Source organism: Desulfopila sp. IMCC35008 (genome assembly GCF_010646885.2).
GTDB lineage: Bacteria > Desulfobacterota > Desulfobulbia > Desulfobulbales > Desulfocapsaceae > Desulfopila.
Genome location: NZ_CP050700.1, coordinates 1,514,986 through 1,533,219, shown reverse-complemented (window position 1 = coordinate 1,533,219; position 18,234 = coordinate 1,514,986). Strand labels below are relative to the sequence as shown.

The 18,234-nt window shown below is 44.5% G+C and carries 10 protein-coding genes; 6 read left to right on the top strand and 4 right to left on the bottom strand.

Features of this window, described 5'->3' with window-relative positions; genetic code table 11:
* The first annotated feature begins 1,023 nt into the window (after window positions 1-1,023).
* Together GA520_RS06800 and GA520_RS06795 are read left to right on the top strand one after the other, a co-directional pair.
* The gene (locus tag GA520_RS06800; protein ID WP_163339391.1) at window positions 1,024-3,045 is read left to right on the top strand and encodes a hypothetical protein; all 2,022 of its coding nucleotides are present in this window, start codon (window positions 1,024-1,026) and stop codon (window positions 3,043-3,045) included.
* A 578-nt stretch (window positions 3,046-3,623) separates the two neighbouring features.
* Complete coding sequence (locus tag GA520_RS06795) at window positions 3,624-6,314, top strand: bifunctional acetyl coenzyme A synthetase (ADP forming), alpha domain/GNAT family N-acetyltransferase (RefSeq protein ID WP_163339390.1); 2,691 nt, start codon at window positions 3,624-3,626, stop codon at window positions 6,312-6,314.
* Window positions 6,315-6,740: 426 nt separating this feature from the next.
* Here GA520_RS06795 and GA520_RS06790 read toward each other — a convergent pair whose 3' ends face one another.
* Window positions 6,741-7,463, bottom strand: a complete 723-nt coding sequence (locus GA520_RS06790; protein ID WP_163339389.1) for a hypothetical protein — start codon at window positions 7,461-7,463, stop codon at window positions 6,741-6,743.
* A 676-nt stretch (window positions 7,464-8,139) separates the two neighbouring features.
* On the opposite strand from GA520_RS06790, the gene GA520_RS06785 reads away from it, so the two are divergent.
* The gene (locus GA520_RS06785) at window positions 8,140-9,186 is read left to right on the top strand and encodes an IS110 family transposase (RefSeq protein WP_163341219.1); all 1,047 of its coding nucleotides are present in this window, start codon (window positions 8,140-8,142) and stop codon (window positions 9,184-9,186) included.
* Window positions 9,187-9,863: 677 nt separating this feature from the next.
* On the opposite strand, the gene GA520_RS06780 is transcribed toward GA520_RS06785, so the two are convergent.
* The 3 genes from GA520_RS06780 to GA520_RS06770 all read right to left on the bottom strand — a co-directional run bounded on the left by GA520_RS06780 (window position 9,864) and on the right by GA520_RS06770 (window position 13,059).
* Window positions 9,864-11,504 (bottom strand): glutamate synthase-related protein, encoded by a 1,641-nt coding sequence (locus GA520_RS06780; protein ID WP_240910185.1) that lies wholly within the window; start codon window positions 11,502-11,504, stop codon window positions 9,864-9,866.
* Between the two features lie 530 nt (window positions 11,505-12,034).
* Entirely contained in the window at window positions 12,035-12,745 is a 711-nt protein-coding gene (locus GA520_RS06775) for a GAF domain-containing protein (RefSeq protein WP_163338962.1), read from the bottom strand.
* Window positions 12,746-12,783: 38 nt separating this feature from the next.
* On the bottom strand, window positions 12,784-13,059 hold the full coding sequence (locus tag GA520_RS06770; RefSeq protein WP_163338963.1) for a hypothetical protein: 276 nt from the start codon (window positions 13,057-13,059) through the stop codon (window positions 12,784-12,786).
* Between the two features lie 388 nt (window positions 13,060-13,447).
* Here GA520_RS06770 and GA520_RS06765 point away from each other — a divergent pair, with 388 nt between their 5' ends.
* The 3 genes from GA520_RS06765 (at window position 13,448) to GA520_RS06755 (ending at window position 18,165) form a co-directional block, all read left to right on the top strand.
* On the top strand, window positions 13,448-14,980 hold the full coding sequence (locus GA520_RS06765; protein ID WP_240910186.1) for an MFS transporter: 1,533 nt from the start codon (window positions 13,448-13,450) through the stop codon (window positions 14,978-14,980).
* Between the two features lie 189 nt (window positions 14,981-15,169).
* A complete protein-coding gene (locus tag GA520_RS06760) occupies window positions 15,170-16,492 on the top strand; it encodes a helix-turn-helix domain-containing protein (protein WP_240910187.1) in 1,323 nt (440 codons plus the stop codon).
* A 428-nt stretch (window positions 16,493-16,920) separates the two neighbouring features.
* Window positions 16,921-18,165, top strand: coding sequence for a DEAD/DEAH box helicase (locus tag GA520_RS06755; RefSeq protein WP_163338964.1), 1,245 nt, complete (start codon window positions 16,921-16,923; stop codon window positions 18,163-18,165).
* The last annotated feature ends 69 nt before the right edge of the window (window positions 18,166-18,234 follow it).

Sequence of the window (18,234 nt, the reverse complement as noted above, 5' to 3'; positions counted from 1 at the left end):
ATAACACTTTGTTATGTTTTACTTATGCTAATTTAATGACATAAATGCGCAATGATTATATTGAATCATAACAATTTTGTTTCAGTTAACAATTTACACTATTAATGTCATAACAGCATGTTAGGTGGTTCGATAGCTTATGCGCTTTTCTCTGTAATTAGGTGATATGCTGATTTTTTAATCGCAGGTTCATGCTGCCGAGGATTTTTCTCTCACATCACCGTAGTACTCACCACATGAGTTTATTTTAGAAGAATAACGTTCTGGAGGGCTCTTGGGATTGCTCTTTTCGTGAACAGAACTGCAATCGTTAATTGCAGAGATCATGTGTACGTCCGTGTAAGACAAGGTGCCAGTTTGCTTTTGGGAGGAGAATGACGTTTCTTTCTCTTAAAACTGCCTACTAACTTTACATGTCGAGTGTATTCATTCGTTACTTCTTTTAACTTTAATTATCATTCTTCATATTAGTGAGTTGTGCCTTTTCATAAGCAGAGGATCTCTCATCAGATGTGCGCAATGAAGCAAAAATACGTACCTCCAACGTAAAGGAGCTTACCATTTTTTGCACACTTCCTCTTACCCTTTCAGCTTTCAAACCAATGATCCTTAAATATATACCAGACAATTTAATACAAATTGAAATCCCAGACATATCATACATAATCAGCATGTTACAGTATGTTTCTCAACCCGAAAACAGGACTGTTACCAAAGCATCAACTATCGACATACTCTATCTGAGATATATGTGAATTATGCCAGTAGTGGATTGATTCAACAAAAGCAATATTAAACAGTTCTATTAAATAGAATTAGTTACGAACCGGATTACATAACGCATACCAAAAGGTATCCCAAAACAGTAAACCTCGTTTTGCTCTAACTCGCAAAAAGACCACCAGCCCCTCTATCACATTGTGGCACCATAATTGCTTCATAAAAAAGGAGGCGAACTTTGGAAGGCCCATATTCGAGTTAAATATATGGGTTTTCATGTGGTAAATTTAACGGAGGTATCATATGAAATTGTATGTAATTTCAGCAGTTATTGCGATAGCTCTAAGCACATCTAGCTTAGCAGCTGATCGGAGTATCGAGATGTCAACAGACATTGAACAAGTACTCATTGGTGAACAAGTAAATTTTCAATGTGTTGGGGTCGGAGACTGGAAAAGAAGACTTCAATCGGCAACCGTTGAAATCAGGAACGCGCAAAACGATGTTATCCTGAATGAGACCGAAATGGCGATCACTGGAGTTATTGCTAATTTCAGCTATTTTATACCAACTGATGTTGAAGCCGGGGAATGGGTCTTTACCTGCATGCTAAGCGATCGAAAAGCTGCCCTTGCGGCAACTGCAACTTTCTCTGTAATTGACCCAGTTGCAGATGACCCGCAACCAGATCCACCATCAGATGGTGGATGGGTCGAAGGTCCAATACCCGCCCACAATACTATAGTTGAATACAACGGCCCTCTCACCTGTATTACCTGTCACCAGGAAGAAGCAGCTGAAATGCTCGACAGCTTACACATGAAATGGTCTGGACCAACACCGAACCTCACTAATACGAATGGCGAAGAATTAGGGAAAGCTGTCGGTGGCATTAATTCATTCTGTACCTATGCAGTATCTTCAAAAGGTGCGTGCTATTCCTGCCATGTACGTGCTGATGGAAACGCCCCTCACCCTCCTGAGGCCAAAGACGTTGATTGTCTAATGTGCCACAGTGACACTTATCAAAGAAAATTTGTCCCAGACTCGAACAACACTGAGACAGTAACAAATATTTATGGTGAAACAAAAACCTACGTTTTCGGCAAGGTGGATGAATTAGGCAACTATCTTACGATACCTGACTACGATAAAATGCCTGCCGGTACAGATATGGTAAATGTAGCAAGAACAGTGCATGTGCCAACTTCAAAATCCTGCTTGCGCTGTCACGCAAAAGCAGGGGGTGGTGACTGGACCAAACGCGGAGACATGGGACTCAGTTCCGCAGACCCAGGTATTGATGAAGATTTTCATTTGTCAAAAGATGGGGCAAATTTATCATGTGTAAATTGTCATGCAGATCAAAAACATAAGATTGCCGGCCGAGGTATTGATCTCAGGCAAACCGAGACTTCCACGACGAGTTGTCAGGAGTGTCATACCAAAAGTCCACACCAAAATGCGACCCTCAACAGGCATGCAGAAGGACAGGTAAGTTGCCAGGTCTGCCATATTCGTGAATATGCAAAAGGTGGTGCGACAGAACTCTCAAGAGACTGGAGAATTCCCGTCTGGAACCCTGCGTTTTGTTCGGGGCAAGGTGGTTTTGTCGGTGAAGAGATCAAAGCAGCTAACCAAAAGCCCGAATATGTATGGTTTGACGGGACATCCTATGTATATAATATCGGAGAGAAAATAACACTGGATGAGAGAGGTTTCCTTGCCATGGCCAAGGCTCATGGCTCCCCCTTTGACGGAAACTCTTCAATTGTTCCAATTAAGCGTCATTTCAGCATAATGCCTTTACATGAAAGTGGTGAAATCGTCCCTCCATCCATCATGTGGATGTTCATGACAGGGGACTTCGATCTTGCTGTGCAAAAAGGTATGGAAGAGCAAGGTATGACAGGAAATTATTCTTTAGTTGAAGCAGATGCCGAAATGTTGATTACCCACGGAGTTGATTCCAAGGATAAAGCCCCATCCTGTACAGAATGTCATAATGGCACCGGGAATACTCCGGATGGTTATGGCATACTTCCTTTTGATGAACTCGGTTATCACCAGACACCGGAAACTGTTAAATCATGCACTTTGTGTCATTCACAAAAGAGTCTTCAATGGGAAAACATGCATCAGAAGCATCGACAATTAAGTATTTCATGTACGAGCTGTCATACCTCGGAACCAACAGGATTTGTCAAACCTCAAAACACACTGTGTAGCAGTTGCCATGAAAATAAATCTTGGCGATATGATGAAGGACATAAAAAACACTTCGAAAAAGGACTGACTTGTAGCAGCTGTCATACTTTTACCTGATACGTCATAACGGTTCATCATTCTGGCAAACACCCGTTAATTCAGGTGTTTGCCAGGTATCATAAGATAAGGGAAGTTGAGACACTATCAAGGACAGGTATTCGTTCGAAATGAACAGTAGAAGCATTCAATTAATGTGTATAATTAAAGAGGTGTCTTCACTACTGACAATCTTACTATCTTCCGAAAATTTTCAATTTCCGTTTCTGTATGCATGAGAAGTGATGAAACGATTTCCCATAATTTGTCTTTACCTCGCATCTAAGGTAAACTTTGAGTGAGTTCTTCAGAAACGATCTTCTAGTTTGTTACCCTTTGTCAGGAGTGTGTGGGAGAATTGCCATTTTGGCTCAGCTCGAGGCAATTACAGAAAATGCAGCACAGCCATATAACTGATATTGCCTGCATAAGTTTTCTGTAAATAACGAAGAGATGAGTCAAAAGAGTTTTCTCCGACACGCTCCCAGGAACAGAAAAGAATCCCGCTCCATTCGGTGGGATTATTATAGTTTCGGTTTCAACAGTGACTTCTTATCGCCCTGAGTTATGCGTTTCTCCCTTCTGGCAGGAAATGGCATATGTCGATCAAGAATCTTGACATACTCTTCAATCCGCAGAGAATAGCCGTTATTGGCGCAAGTGAGGACAATAAGTCCTTAGGATATCATATCTTCAGGAACCTGATCGGCAAAGGATTCAAAGGTATTGTTCATCCAATTCACCCAGATATGAACGGTATCCAGGGGGTCGAAGCATATAAATCCGTCAAGGATATCCCCCAGCCAATCGAGCTGGCCATGGTGGCAACGGAACCTGAAAACCTGCCATCAGTTCTCAAAGATTGCGGCGAGAAAGGTGTGAAAGGAGTCGCAATATTAGCCCCTGATTACAGATACCGTGTCAAGCATGCCTATCTCATTTCTGACCAAATCAGGAGACTGGCGTCAAAGCACGGATGCAGGGTATTGGGGCCAAACTCTCTTGGCTTTCTCAGGCCCGCTACCAATCTCAACGCCAGCCTGTATCCGGAGATGCCATCAAAAGGCAATATCGCCTTTATTTCAGAAAGCGGTCTCTTTTCTTCGTCATTTCTGGAACATGCAATAAGTAAGAATGTTGGATTCAGTTATTTTATCTCGCTTGGCTCAAAACTTGATGTGAATCTCGCCGATATGATTGATTTTCTAGGCAGAGATAGCAGTACCAGGGCTATTTTTCTTCATGTTCAGACTATCAACAATGGCCGAAGATTCATGACCGCGATCCGGAATTTTGCACGGACCAAACCGATTGTCGCTGTCAAGTCCGGTAAATCCGAGGATTTCTCCCTGCTGGCACGCACCGATTGCGGTTCTCTTGCCGAGGAAGATCTCATTTATGAGGCTATGTTCAAAAGAGCCGGTAGCCTCAGAGTCAACAATATGGCCGATCTTCTGGATATGGCCGAGACCATTGCTAAGCAGAATCGCCCGAAAGGGACACGACTACTCATCATAACAAATTCCACCCCTCCCTCGGAGATGGCCATCGATGTATTGGAAGGGATGGGGGGCTCGTTGGCATCCCCGAGCAAAAAAACCCTGGATCGTATCACTGAGAATTTGCCACTAAAACTGGAGTTGCACAACCCGCTTTATCTCCTCACAGATTCATCATCTGCTGACTACCACCTTGCCATTTCAAACTGTTTACAGGATCCTGAGGTTGATGGTGTCCTGGTGATCTGTATTCCCTTCCCCGGTATCGACTTGAAGAAGATTGCTGAGGCAATTGTTACCGCGACCAAACACCATCCTCATACTCCCTTGTTTACTACATGGGGTGGTGAGAAGACTGCTATGAAGGCAATAGATTTTCTTAACAGAAGAGGTATTCCTACCTTCTACACCCCCGAACAGGCTGTTAAAAGCTTCATGTATATGTACCGATATGATTACAACCTCCAACTTTTGCAGGAAACCCCTGAAATGATACTCAATGATTTCTCTCCGGATTTTGAAAATGCGGAAAAAATCATTAGAGACTGCCTCGCGCAGAAACGATTTGCTTTCCATGCTGATGAGGCCGGTGAACTCCTTAGAGCGTATGGCATCCCGGTACTTGAAACTGTCAGAGTCAATAGTGCAGAACAGGCTGTTCAGGCATCCCGGCGAATTGGCTATCCGGTGGTGATGAAAATCGATTCAGGAATGGACCGCAGCAAACGCCATAAATCATGGATAGCTGTAGACCTGAAAGATGAGCAACAGGTACGGGAGCACTTCGCCGTTCAACATGATCTGGTTAATTCCCTCAAAGATCCTGAGGCTAGGGTCACCATTCAGCCGATGGTCACCATGAGTGGATATGAACTTGCTATCGGTGCCAAAAAAAGCTTGAGCTTTGGGACAGTGATCCTGTTCGGTTTGGGGGGAGAGTACCTGCAAGCGGAGAAGGATTTCTCGATTGGGCTCCCCCCTCTCAACCAGACCCTCGCCAGACGGATGATGGAAGAAACAAAAATTTATCATTACCTCAGAAAGATACCTTCTCACCAAGAAGCTTTAGGGTATCTGGAAGAAATACTTGTACGCTTTTCCCAATTACTTATAGCTCTGCCCCAGATCGGTGAAATTGATATTAACCCTATCCTGTTGCCGGAAAGTGGATGCGTAGTCCGTGATGTGGCAATTCATCTCGACAATAAATTACCGAGAGAATACCGATGGGCAAAAGGCGACCTTTGCCCTTTGCATCTTTCAATCCCACCATACCCTTTCAAATATGAAAAATATTTCTTACTAAAGGATGGAACAGAAATCTTCGTTCGCCCAATTCGCGGAGAAGACGAGCCTCTGTTACGCAGTTTTTTTGAAGCTCTGTCTGCAGAATCCGCTTATTACCGTTTCGGCCAACGCCGGTTCAACATGCCCCATGTCAACCTGGCCAGATTCTGCCAGGTTGACTATGATCGAGACCTCGCTTTTCTCGCCGCTTTATCAAAGAATAAGAACGACATTATTGGTGATGTCCGATTGAACAGGTTTGCGGATCTTGACAGTGCAGAGCTTTCATTTGTAGTGGCCGACCAGTGGCAAAGACTTGGTATTGGCAGCATTCTCATGGATTATTGTCTTGCGGTGGCCAGGGAAGTAGGGATAAAAACGCTTTGGATGGAGATTATGAAGGACAACTCACGAATGATAAAATTCGGACAAAAGTATCATTTTAAGCGACTACCTGCTGGTGAGGGAGAAGACATGGTAGAGATGGTATTGGAACTCAGGTGAGCAGCTGGCTTTACAAAATCAAGCGCCAAAGACCCGCCCCCGCCATGTCGCTCCAGTATTATGTTATGTTTTATAACCGGGTTAGTGACATCCAGGAGCGTGTCGGAGAAATTTTTTTGCCCATCTCTTCGTTAAACGCGAAAAATTATCCTCAGAATATTAGCTATATGCCTGCGGTAATTTTTCCCATTTGCCTTGATCTGAACGAAAATTCCTATTGTCGGACAGCCTCCTGGCACTGAATAACGAACAGGGATCAGCCCGAATTTCTCATGCAGCACGGTCTCCGGCAGTGCTTTAGCAGTAGATATTAGCCTGCCAGCTTCTGCTGCCAGAAACCTTGAATCCGGCACCGCCCTGAACGGATGAGAAATATGGCTTAGGAAGGTTTCTCGCGTTCCTGCTCCCTGTTTTCGATTTCGCGGATTAACCGAAATTGACAAACAATTTGGCGTAAGCAGGCTTCAGCATTTTTACAGATTTACTGATTGTTGCAGGATCTCCACTCTCAAGAGCCTTATCCAATGCCTTCAGGGAACCCAACAACCCTTTTTCCAACTTTTGATACTGCTGGTCTTCTTTATATCTGGCAGGAGCATTTTCTTTTATGGCATCTCCCAGGTAATCCAATACAGCCAGTTGACCACGGATTTCACGAAGAGCACCCTCATTGATCTTATCAGGCGTATAGCCGCCAACCAGTAACCTTTCCATCACTTCATGATAATTATTGACATGGTCACTGAAGACAATAACAGAATTTCGTTTCCTCAAATCGGTCAACTCATCTCTTATACCCTCTAAAATTTCATGTGCTTCAGCAAGGTTACCGTTCTGGATTTGAGCGGCACTCTTTTGAGCAATTCCTTCTATGTTTGACAATGTCGACTCCCATTTTGGATCACTACTGAAAACCTCGGGTGGATTGCTGCCGTAGGTTTTCCTGACCTGGTGCCATTGTTGAATGAAGATATTATTGGCATTACCAGATTTCACGGCATCGTTTTTATTTGTTTGAAACAGGGCCTTCCGGTAAACAGCATAGGCTTTCTCAACATCTGAGTTGAATTGAATAAAAGGATTTTCAGTAGCACTTGCAAATGATGTTGTGCACAGCATCAAGCAAATCGTCATTATCATTGATCTCATACTTTAATCTCCTCAATATTTTTTAAGATTTGAATCGGTCTTGGACCTGGAAAAACATACTCACATGCTGTTAGGCACCTTAAGTTTTTACCTTTCGATTGTAAAGAATATATTTAAGTTTTCAACTAAACTCTATCATTCCCTTCTTCCTATCTGAAAGCATGATTATCCCACCCTATGGATTGGGAACAATCCTTTAGTGTTACACGATTTGAATCATACTCCACCGCAACCATTTCTTACTTTTTCTGCGACAGCCTTCAAAGTATACGGAACCACTGAAATTCTTTCCTTTGCCACTGAGTTCAAATTAAAAATAGTATCCAATCCGCACCTATAACCTTCCAGATCATCGATCTTCCGTTAAAAAGCATAAAATGATAGGTAGTAAATCGAGTTGAGTACGAAATACTCCCATGCCAGAAGAGCCAGAAAAGGACCATTGATACTATTTTACAAAATATCCTGAGATTTCTCTCATCCTGATATTTGGAAAGAGGAAACATGCCATAGGCATAAAAACCGATAGATTGTTCATGCCGCAAGAGGAAGTCATCCCAGCTGATACAACCGGTGCAGTGGATACATTTGATAATAGTTATGGCCTTCCTTCAGGTGAGATAAGATTGTGGAAGTACCACCAACCACATCCCCACCACCCAAAGGAGGCCATAGCATGAAATTTTATAGCAAACAACATCAGTATTACTGTGGAATCGATCTACATGCCAGAAAAATGTATGTCTGCGTTATCAATAGCAAAGGGGAAGTTAAAGTTCACAAGAACATTAAAACAGACCCCGATGAACTGCTCTCACTCATCACGACCTTTTTAGATGACATTATCATTGGAGTAGAGTGTGTATTCTGCTGGTATTGGCTCGCTGATTTCTGTGCCCAACACAACATCCCCTTCACTCTTGGCCACGCCTTGTATATGAAGGCTATTCACGGAAGCAAGACCAAGAACGACAAAATCGACTCCTACAAGATTGCTTTACTTTTAAAAGGCGGCAATTTCCCTACAGCCTACCCCTATCCGCAGGAGTGGAGATCAACCCGTGACCTCTTAAGGCGCAGAATGTATATTTCACGCCGTTGTGGGGAGTTGGTTGCTCATATTCAAAACACCAACACTCAGTATAATCTTCCCCAGATGAAGAAAAAGTTGACCCGTAAGTTCAATCATGACGGTGTCGCTGAGCGGTTCGACGACCCTGCTGTGCGCAAAAGCGTTGAGGTCAATCTTGAGATGATCCAGGCACTCAACGGGGTGATGCGTAAACTTGAGTGGCATCTTGAAAAAACAGCAAGACAGCACGATTATCATTCCCTTTATCTGCTCCGTTCAATTCCTGGGGTCGGCCAGATACTTGCCCTGGTGATCCTTTACGAAGTCCACGACATAAAGCGCTTCCCAAGAGTCCAGGACTTTTCCTCCTATGCCAGACTCATAAGACCGACCAAAGTATCAGACGGCAAATGGGCAGGAAATTCAAACAAGAAAATCGGTAATCACCATCTCAAGTGGGCCATTAAAGAGGCAGCAATCCTCATGCTCAGGGATTCACAGCAGGCAAAATATTATGTCTCAAAACTCACCAGAAAGTACAACAAAGGAAAAGCTCTGGGGATTTATACACACAAATTGGGAAGGGCAATTTACTATCTGCTCAAGAACAAGGAGGCTTTTGATATCGATAAATTTTTTGCGGTAGCATGAGAATTGGGGAGGAGGAGCTTGTTGTCTAACTGAAACCATTTACGGTCAGTCCGGCTCTCTTTATTCCTTGTATGTGACGTTGATCACCCCCAAAGAGTGGATTAAGACCATGGAGTTCATGGGTTTTGATTGGCACTCCTCCCCTTTTCCTTTTCAGCATACAGATCGCTGACAATCGTACGATCGTGCTCTGCCCCTTATCCGAGTGACACCCTAACTGGATGTTTCTTTTAGAAACAAGCCGATAGCTTTGACTGCGCCGGAATAAGGGTTCGAAATATATTCTGAGGCTGTCTGAAGACAGCACCCTGGTTGTCAAAGAGCAGTGTGGCAAATCAGGTAATCCCTATAGATGTTTGGTGCAGACGCTTACGGCGCTGAAACCCACGATTGAAGACAAAAGTTGGAGCAAACGAGTTCGTTGTCAAAAGATCTGATACTTCGTTGGTTAATCGGTTAATTGTGACCTTTTTTCGCTTCAATGGTGAATATTATCTCTTGACATCGGAAGGCCATATAGATGTTGGATATTTCTTACTGAAATAGTATGGAAAGAAAAATAGAGGCTTACCTTAACAGGTCAATGGGGCATCAGCCCTAATGTAGAGCGACTTAAACCACTGACAAAGGCACACCGAGTATCCTACCCGATGTGCCTTCCACCTAACATTACCTTCTTATCGATTAAGAATAGCCTCCGCTGATTCTTTCTGGGCTTCTGTCAGGAAAGGAATTCCGGTTTCGCCTTCCGTTTCCCGGTTGGCGCTGAATAATTCATCCCGTGTAATCTCTGATAAGTTGAATTTACGGACTCCGGCCATCAATTGTTGTAGGCCGCAGGTGAGTTTGTCAACATATCCAGCTATGGCAACGGCGCCAAAAGGAATATTTTTCATTTCATCGGCGCCCACTTTATGCTTCACATCCTCCCAGGCAGAGAAAATCTCTTCTGGATACTTCCCGAAGCTCTTGACGGTTTGCGGCAATTCATCCCAGTTGCCACTTATCTCCGTTCTCCTCTCAGGATAGAACGTCCCTTCTATGTTGCTGCCAAGATAGCCGGGTATCATCGGTGCTCGTCCCATGCACACCAATTTGGTGTAAGGAGCCCCTAAGGCCAGTGCCTTGAAGATATGATCTTCGCGGGCAAAACCGCCTGCAAAAGAGATATCGGGGACCTTGATTCCCTTGTCATCAAGAATTTTACAGTAATCATATGCCTTGGCATGAAGAGCCAGGGAGGGTACTCCCCAGTGTTCCATCATATTCCAAGGGCTCATCCCCGTACCACCACCCGATCCATCAATGGTTAAGAGGTCGAGTTTAGCATCCGCAGAATATCGAATGGCCATCGCTAAGGCCTCCATTCCATAGGAGCCTGTCTTAAGTGATATCCTTTTGAAGCCAATACTTCGCAAGTATTCGACTGATTGCATGAAGGACTCTCGCACCTGATCGACGGTATCCAGCTCAGTGGATCCAAGTCTGCTGTGCCGGGCAAAGGCGGTGATCGCACGACGCTCAAAAGCAGCTTGTACGGTGGGATCTGTCGGGTCGGGGTCGACAACATAACCCCGCTCTTTCAGGAACAGGGCATAGTCGATCGATTTGACCTGTATTTCACCACCTATCACCTTCGCTCCCTGCCCCCACTTGAGCTCAATGATGACATCATCTCCATATTTGTCAATGACATACTCTGCCACACCATTACGGGTATCCTCAACGTTCAACTGGACGAAAATCGCACCATATCCATCATTATACCTTTGAAAAATTTCAATACGCCTATCCAGCTCAGGTGCCGATGTTATCTTGCCATTTCCTAATTTGGATTCTCTGTCAACACCTACGACATTCTCTCCAATAACAATTGGAAATCCACAGATTGCAGCACCGGTCGCAAAGGAGTTCCAATATTTTGTTGCGATAAAAGTTGAACCAAGTGCACCTGTCATTATTGGGACACGGCATTTTGCCTTGATCTCATTACCGAAAATCGTTTCGGTGTTGGCGTTTGGGAAAACGCAATCATCTGGATTCTTTGTCATTCCCTCACTTAACCCGGATGAGCCGTAGGCGTATCCCTGAATTCGCATGGCGTGATATCCCAGACCGAGAGAGGTCACATTACCTGAACCTGAAGTTATTTTTCCGAATTTTCTAGGGTAGAGCATTTTGCGGCCGCGCAAGGATGCCATCCAGGTTTCACATTTTCCTTTACAATCAGAACTGCAGAGAGTGCATAAACCGGATTCACATGGATTGCCTCTATTAATAGTCCCGAGAGCATCGTTAATTTTAGGCCATTGGATCATTGGGTTGTCTCCTTTTCATTAAGAACATGTTATTGAAAATACTTTTTGTGGCATCCCGTATGAGAAAAGTTCCTATCCGCTCTTACCGGCTGAATACAAAAGGATATGCCGGTTACAGTAATGGTGACTCTCAATGGAGATAGATGTGCAGTACCACAGGAAGGGTAAGCATGACGTCACCTCGGGAGCGTGAAGGTAAGTCTCAGCGGGGTAGCCTCGGACAGCAATGTCTTATACGTCATGCTACGAAATTCATGCCAACCTCCTATTCAAAGACGTTTTTCCCCTAGGGCGGAGGCAGGTTGCAGCGTTGTATAGGCGCAAAAAAAAACGGCATCCGTCCTCTGGGGTGAGGAAACAGACACCGTTGTCTACATCTCAAGAAGAACCTGCACGCCATTGTGCAAGCCTAATGAACTATGGATGATAAATGTAGCTAAACTTAACTATATTGTCAATAATAAAAACTGTTAAGAAACAGCTTGATACGTTCCTGAAATGATATTGTGGCCACTACAAAACTAAAGAAGTTACAACTCTTCTGACAAAATTAGTGCTTCTGCAATCTCCAGCATGGATTTACGGGTATCCATGCTCCTTTTCTGAATCCATCGATACGCCTCTTCGCCGTTCATTGTACGGCGGTCCATAAGGATTTCTTTGGCTCTTTCAATTTGTTTCCGGGTCTGGAGTTCCTGCTCTATGACTCGTGTCCTGATAATGAGTTCGGTGTTATGAATGGCGACCGCTGCCTGGTTTGCCACGGTGCTGAGCATATTAATATCTGTTTTCGAGAAGTCATGTGCCTGACTGGTAAAGCAGTTGAGGACACCGATAACATCACCATCTCTACCTTGCAGGGGAATGCTGGCCATTGAGACCAGTCCCAGACTGTTGGCCATTTCCTTTTCTTTGAATTTGTCATTGTTTTTCACATCATCAATCACATATGGGCGCTGGGTCGACAACACATACCCCACGACGCCCTCGTGCAGCCGCAATGCCCTGTCCTTCACATACTCCGGCTCAAATGATTGCGTGGCTTTTAGCCGAATTAGCGGAGGCGTCACATTCTCGTCCACAAGCCACAATGAGCATATCTCAACTCCCGTAACCTTCGCAGTAACCATTACAATCAGTTTAAACAGATCCTCCAAAAACAGGTCAGAGGTAATTGCCTGGCTGATATCCATCAGCGCCTTTATATAATGATCATAGGTGTTCTGTGTAGATGTATTCATGCAACCTCATGGATAAAAACAGCACACTAAATATTATGTTATTTAAGAGTGGACTTCGGCAAGATGGTGGGGATGTACATATGCTGCTCGCCTAAATAGTTTAACCCCTCCCGGGTGATAAGATTGTATTTCAGTTCGACGTCCGTTTGAATAATGCCCATCCCGTTCATGTTTTTCAGGACCTGATGCAATTGCGACAGTTGTATATCCATTTTCCCGGCAATGGTTTCAGTTGGGACAAGTTGGGGGTGACGAGTGGCAAGATTGTCGGAGAGTATTGACAAAACTTGAATCTTTTGTTGGTACAGAGACATAGCGACCTCCTGTTGGCCAATAAGGTGGGGGCTAGGTTACTGACGGATGTTCCTGTTTATACGACTCTCTGGAGATGCAATCCTATTATGAAATCTCTTTTGTAGCAATTAAAAATTAATTATGAATGAATTTTTATCAGAAAATGCAGTTTAAATACCACTTCCGCGGTAGTATGTGGTCACGTTCTAACTGGTTACATTCATCCTGCCCCTTCCATAATTGTACCGAAACAATCCGAAAGACAAAGATGCGACTCTCTGGATACAAGTTGCAGCTGTCCATTGGAAGAGAGTAAGCTATATCTGAAAGGCGGGTCATGAAAGCAATTACATATTAAGTGTTCTCCTTGTTTATCTATAAAAGGGTCCTATCGGTCATGGTGTACATGTGAGGATAGAAAAAGAAAGAACAGCGCTGTCTTCACGTGAACGTTCACTGGCAATATCGGCGGCCCTGATCGCACTTTTTCTCGGAGCGCTTGACTCGCTTGTAATGTCTGCTGCTATGCCGAGCATTGTAGCGGAGTTAGGAGGCTTGGCCTTGTATGCATGGGTATATTCAGCCTACTTTCTTGCCCGCGCTGTTTCGTTGCCGTTTTTCGGCAAACTTACAGATCTCTACAACAATAAAAGCATATTCCTCTTCTCTATAAGCCTGTTTATCCTGGCTTCCATTGCCGCTGGCCTGGCGAAGTCAATGACGTTTCTTGTTATTTGCCGTGTCTTTCAGGGTATTGGGGCCGGTGGGATCTTTGCCCTTGTCTATATCGTTCTCTCCAAAATCGCCCTACCTGGGGAACGTGCACGAACCTTATCGCTGGGTAGCTCCATCTGGGGTATTTCCAGCGTGATAGGACCAACTCTCGGCGGTTTTATTGTCAGTTATTTTTCCTGGCGCTGGATATTTCTTATAAATATCCCCATTGGCATGGTGTCACTGATCGGCATTGCATTTTTCCTACAACTGCCACATGAGGAGAGCAAGAGAACAGCAGCAATTGATTTTGTCGGACTCTTTCTGTTTTCCATAAGCATCCTTGGCATTCTCATGATATTCACTGCAGGCGGACGAGAAATAGCGTGGATCTCACCAGCAATGCTATCGTTGGTGGGCATAACATGCGTCTGTAGCATATTGTTTTATTGCACCGAAAGAAAAGCTATTGACCCCATGATTGACTTCCGTTTTTTTTCAGAGCGTAACTTCACCCTGGGGAACGGAGCCACCTTTCTGGCGAGCTTTTCAATCTTCTCTTTATTTGCCTATGCGCCGCTATATATCCAGGGAAGCCTGGTTCTTTCACCAATGCAGGTTGGTCTAGCCATGGTTTCACTCAGTCTCGGATGGTCTTTCGGATCCCTCTATTTTGGCAGGGTATCAAAGCAAGGGAGTGAACGATCGTGGGCTATTGCCGGAGGAGGATTTCTCCTGACAGGCTCATTACTGACTATACGATTTGGCCTCTACACTACGATGCCTGAGTGTTTCACGATATTTTTTATTGTCGGCACTGGTATGGGGCTTGTATCCCTTGCCACGCTCATTCTCGTACAAAACAGCGCCAACACGGCCCACCTTGGTGTGGTCACTTCATTTCACCAATTTGGCCGATCCCTCGGCGGGACAATAGGAGTGGCCATATGCGGAGGTTTTCTAACTACAGGGCTGTTTCGTTCCCTTGACCAGGCCTCTGCCCTTTTATCGAATAAAATCCTGCTCAGTCTGCAGCAAAGTGTCGAGAACCTACTCTTACCTGGATTTCAGCAAAGTATCCCGTTAGCTGCTGCTAAAACACTCAGGGCAGCAGTGCTCTCTGGCGTGTTTTCCGTATTTATTGCTATCTCCATCTCCTCATTATTATGTTTGCTCTGCTGCATATTTCTTAAAAAAACAGATCCTCCAGAAAACAGTAGCCCTTAATCGTCTCCCCTTATCTTTATGTACGACTGGTGCCCCTGACGAATCAACGCATACAGGGTGACAGCAATGGTATGGGAAAGACATTGCTGAACTTTCGTCTATTTGCTAGGCTTGAAGGAACTCGTGGCTTACAGTGTTTCTATCTACAAAACCGTAGTTAATCGCTTCAACAAGACCATTGGAAATATAATGAGCGATATGTCAGTACCCGGTACCAAAAAGAAGCGCGTATCATCAGGTATCTCAGAACTGGATCGACTCCTGGGTGATCTTTATATCGGCGACAATGTGCTCTGGTACGAAGATGCCGGTAGTTTTTCTTCCGCATTCTGCCTCAACTTCATTAATGAGACACTTGCCAGGCAAAGGCCATTAATTTATGTGACATTTGATCGATCACCCAAAAATCTGGTTTCTTTTCTCGGCTCGAGAGCTGAAAGTCAGAACCTGACGATTCTCGATTGTTTTACGAATGGTAAGGGACATCGTTCAGAGGTTTTCAATAAATTCTACGAAAAAAATGGCGCATTGTGGCCATACAAGGTGATCAAGGTAAATGACCCGACCAACCCGGACCATGTCGGTGAGGCGATTTATGGCCTCCACGGTACCCTCTCAGGCGATGTTCATTTTATTCTTGATAGCCTTACGGGAATGCAATCGTTATGGGGCGGAGAAGAGCAGGTCATACATTTTTACAGCAAGACCTGTCCCCGACTTTACGAACTGGATACTATCGCGTATTGGTTGATCGAAAAAGGTGCCCACTCCAACAAGTTAAAAGCACATATCAACAAAATTGCCCAGGTCGCTATTGATCTGTCGGTACGTCGCGGGAAATCCGTGCTCAAGCTTCTCAAGGCAGAAAAGAGAAGCTCCAAATTCATCAATGAGCATCATGGGTATCTCTGCGAAGGTTCAAACATCATTTTTGAGAGCCAGCGACAGCTCAAGCCACGTTTTGACCTTGGAGCAAAAATCAAATCTGTCAGGTTAATGCGGGGGATTTCCCAAAAGGAGCTGGCCAGGCTAACAGGAGTAACCCCCAGCACAATTTCACAAGTGGAAAAGAGTCTCATTTACCCATCTCTTCCAGCCCTGTTTCGTATCGCAGAAAATCTTTCTGTGGAGGTTGCCACCCTCTTTAAAGAGCACGGTTCACCAAAAGACGTCTTCGTGTATCCGGCAGATAGTCGTTCCGTTACCTCTTTACCCAAAAACGTTAAGGACGCCGCGACAGCTTCCCTGTTATTGCCACCGGACATCGATGCTCCGATAGAGGCGACACTGCTACGAATTAGACCTGGGAAAAAGGTGCCTGGTCATTTCTTCGCTCATAAAGGAGCGGAGTTGGGGTATCTTATTGCAGGCAGGTTAGAGATGACTGTCGAAAATCAAACGTACGAGGTGAAAGCTGGTGATACCATTTATCTGCAAAAAGATATTCCGGGAAGCTGGAGCAATATATCAGAGCAGGTTGCTGAGCTTTTATGGTTCAAGTTTGTGGAATGAGCATTATATCCCATTGTACCAGACATCACGGGATATCCCGCAGAAAAACATCGTCACTACAGAGGACATATCTATTTTGAATTCAGAATTTTCTGAAAATAACTGAAGATTATCTTAACAATTGATTGCATTAATCAAACAATGGTGTATAGTAGCTTGCATAGATCCTCTAAAGTAGAAGTAACGTCCCTTTCTGTCGTCCTCGAAAACTTCGTTGTAGTCCAGCGTAATTCGTCACCATAGAAATTCATACTGCTTACTTACATTGGAAAACGGTATGAATGTGAATAGCTGATAGTCGGCCGCAAGTCATGCCAACAACTATTCATATGCGGTGTACGTATGTCACAGTTGATCAAATATACGCTAATTAATTTGGCAACAGGAGCACTCTTTAGTGTCCATAGCCAAAGTACAACGGAGAGTTAATGAGTTTCAATAATTTCAATTTTTCTAAGAAGTTACTCGACAATATTTCACTATGTGGATATACCACCCCCACTCCGATCCAGGAACAGGCTATCTCGCCAATTCTTGCAGGTCGCGATTGTGTTGGTCTTGCCCAAACCGGCACCGGAAAAACGGCTGCATTTGTTCTACCTATACTGCAGAGGCTGCTGAACGGGCAGCGTAAAGGCATCCAGGCCGTGATTATCGCCCCGACCCGGGAGTTGGCAGAACAGATTCACCAGAATGTCCAGAGCATGGCCCAAAAGACCTCTTTGAGCAGTGCGGTCGTCTACGGCGGCGTTGGCAAGCAACCCCAGCTTAAAAAGTTGCGTGCCGGTGCCAATATAGTGGTTGCCTGCCCGGGCAGGTTGCTCGATATACTTAATGAGCCCGGTGTTTCCTTGAAAAACGTGGAAACCCTCGTCCTTGATGAAGCCGATCATATGTTCGACCAGGGATTTCTCCCTGATATTAAGAGAATCATTCGGCAAATGCCCCAAAAGCGACAGAATCTGGTTTTTTCTGCCACCATGCCGAAAGAGATACGTAGCCTGATTGACAACATCCTGAACGATCCGGTCAAAGTACAAGTAAATCATACAGCTCCGGCCGCTACTATATCCCATGCTTTTTATAAAATACCGAAGGCAAAGAAGACAGTTTTGTTGAAACAACTGTTATCGGATTCAGCTATAACCAGTGCGGTGGTTTTTACCCGAACGAAACATAAGGCCAGGAGTCTGGCGTTACAACTTGAGTCGGCAGGTCATAGTGCTGTAGCCTTACAGGGCAACATGTCGCAGCAGAAACGGCAGAGAGCTATGGATGGTTTTCGTGACGGAACCTTTACCATACTTGTTGCAACTGACATTGCAGCTCGTGGCATAGACGTATCCAACATTTCCCATGTAATCAATTTTGATGTCCCTGACACAGTTGAAGCATACACTCATCGGACCGGAAGGACCGGAAGAGCAGAAAAACATGGTCAGGCCATTTCTTTTGCGGACAGAGAGGACATGACACTCATATCCAATGTTGAACGCAGACTTGGGATGAAAATGGTTCTTGAAACCTTGGAATTACCACAGGTAACTGAACCAGCCAGGAGACGGCCAGCAGATAATAAGCCTTTGGGGAACTCAACAGGCAGTATACGTAAATCCTATTCGAGCAGAAAGAGGAATCACCGCGGTAAGAGTGCTTCCCCTATTGCCGTGTAAATGTTATAGAAACAAATTTATGGTGATCCTGTAAAATGTATATGCGGGATTACCGATCAGGCTGAAAAA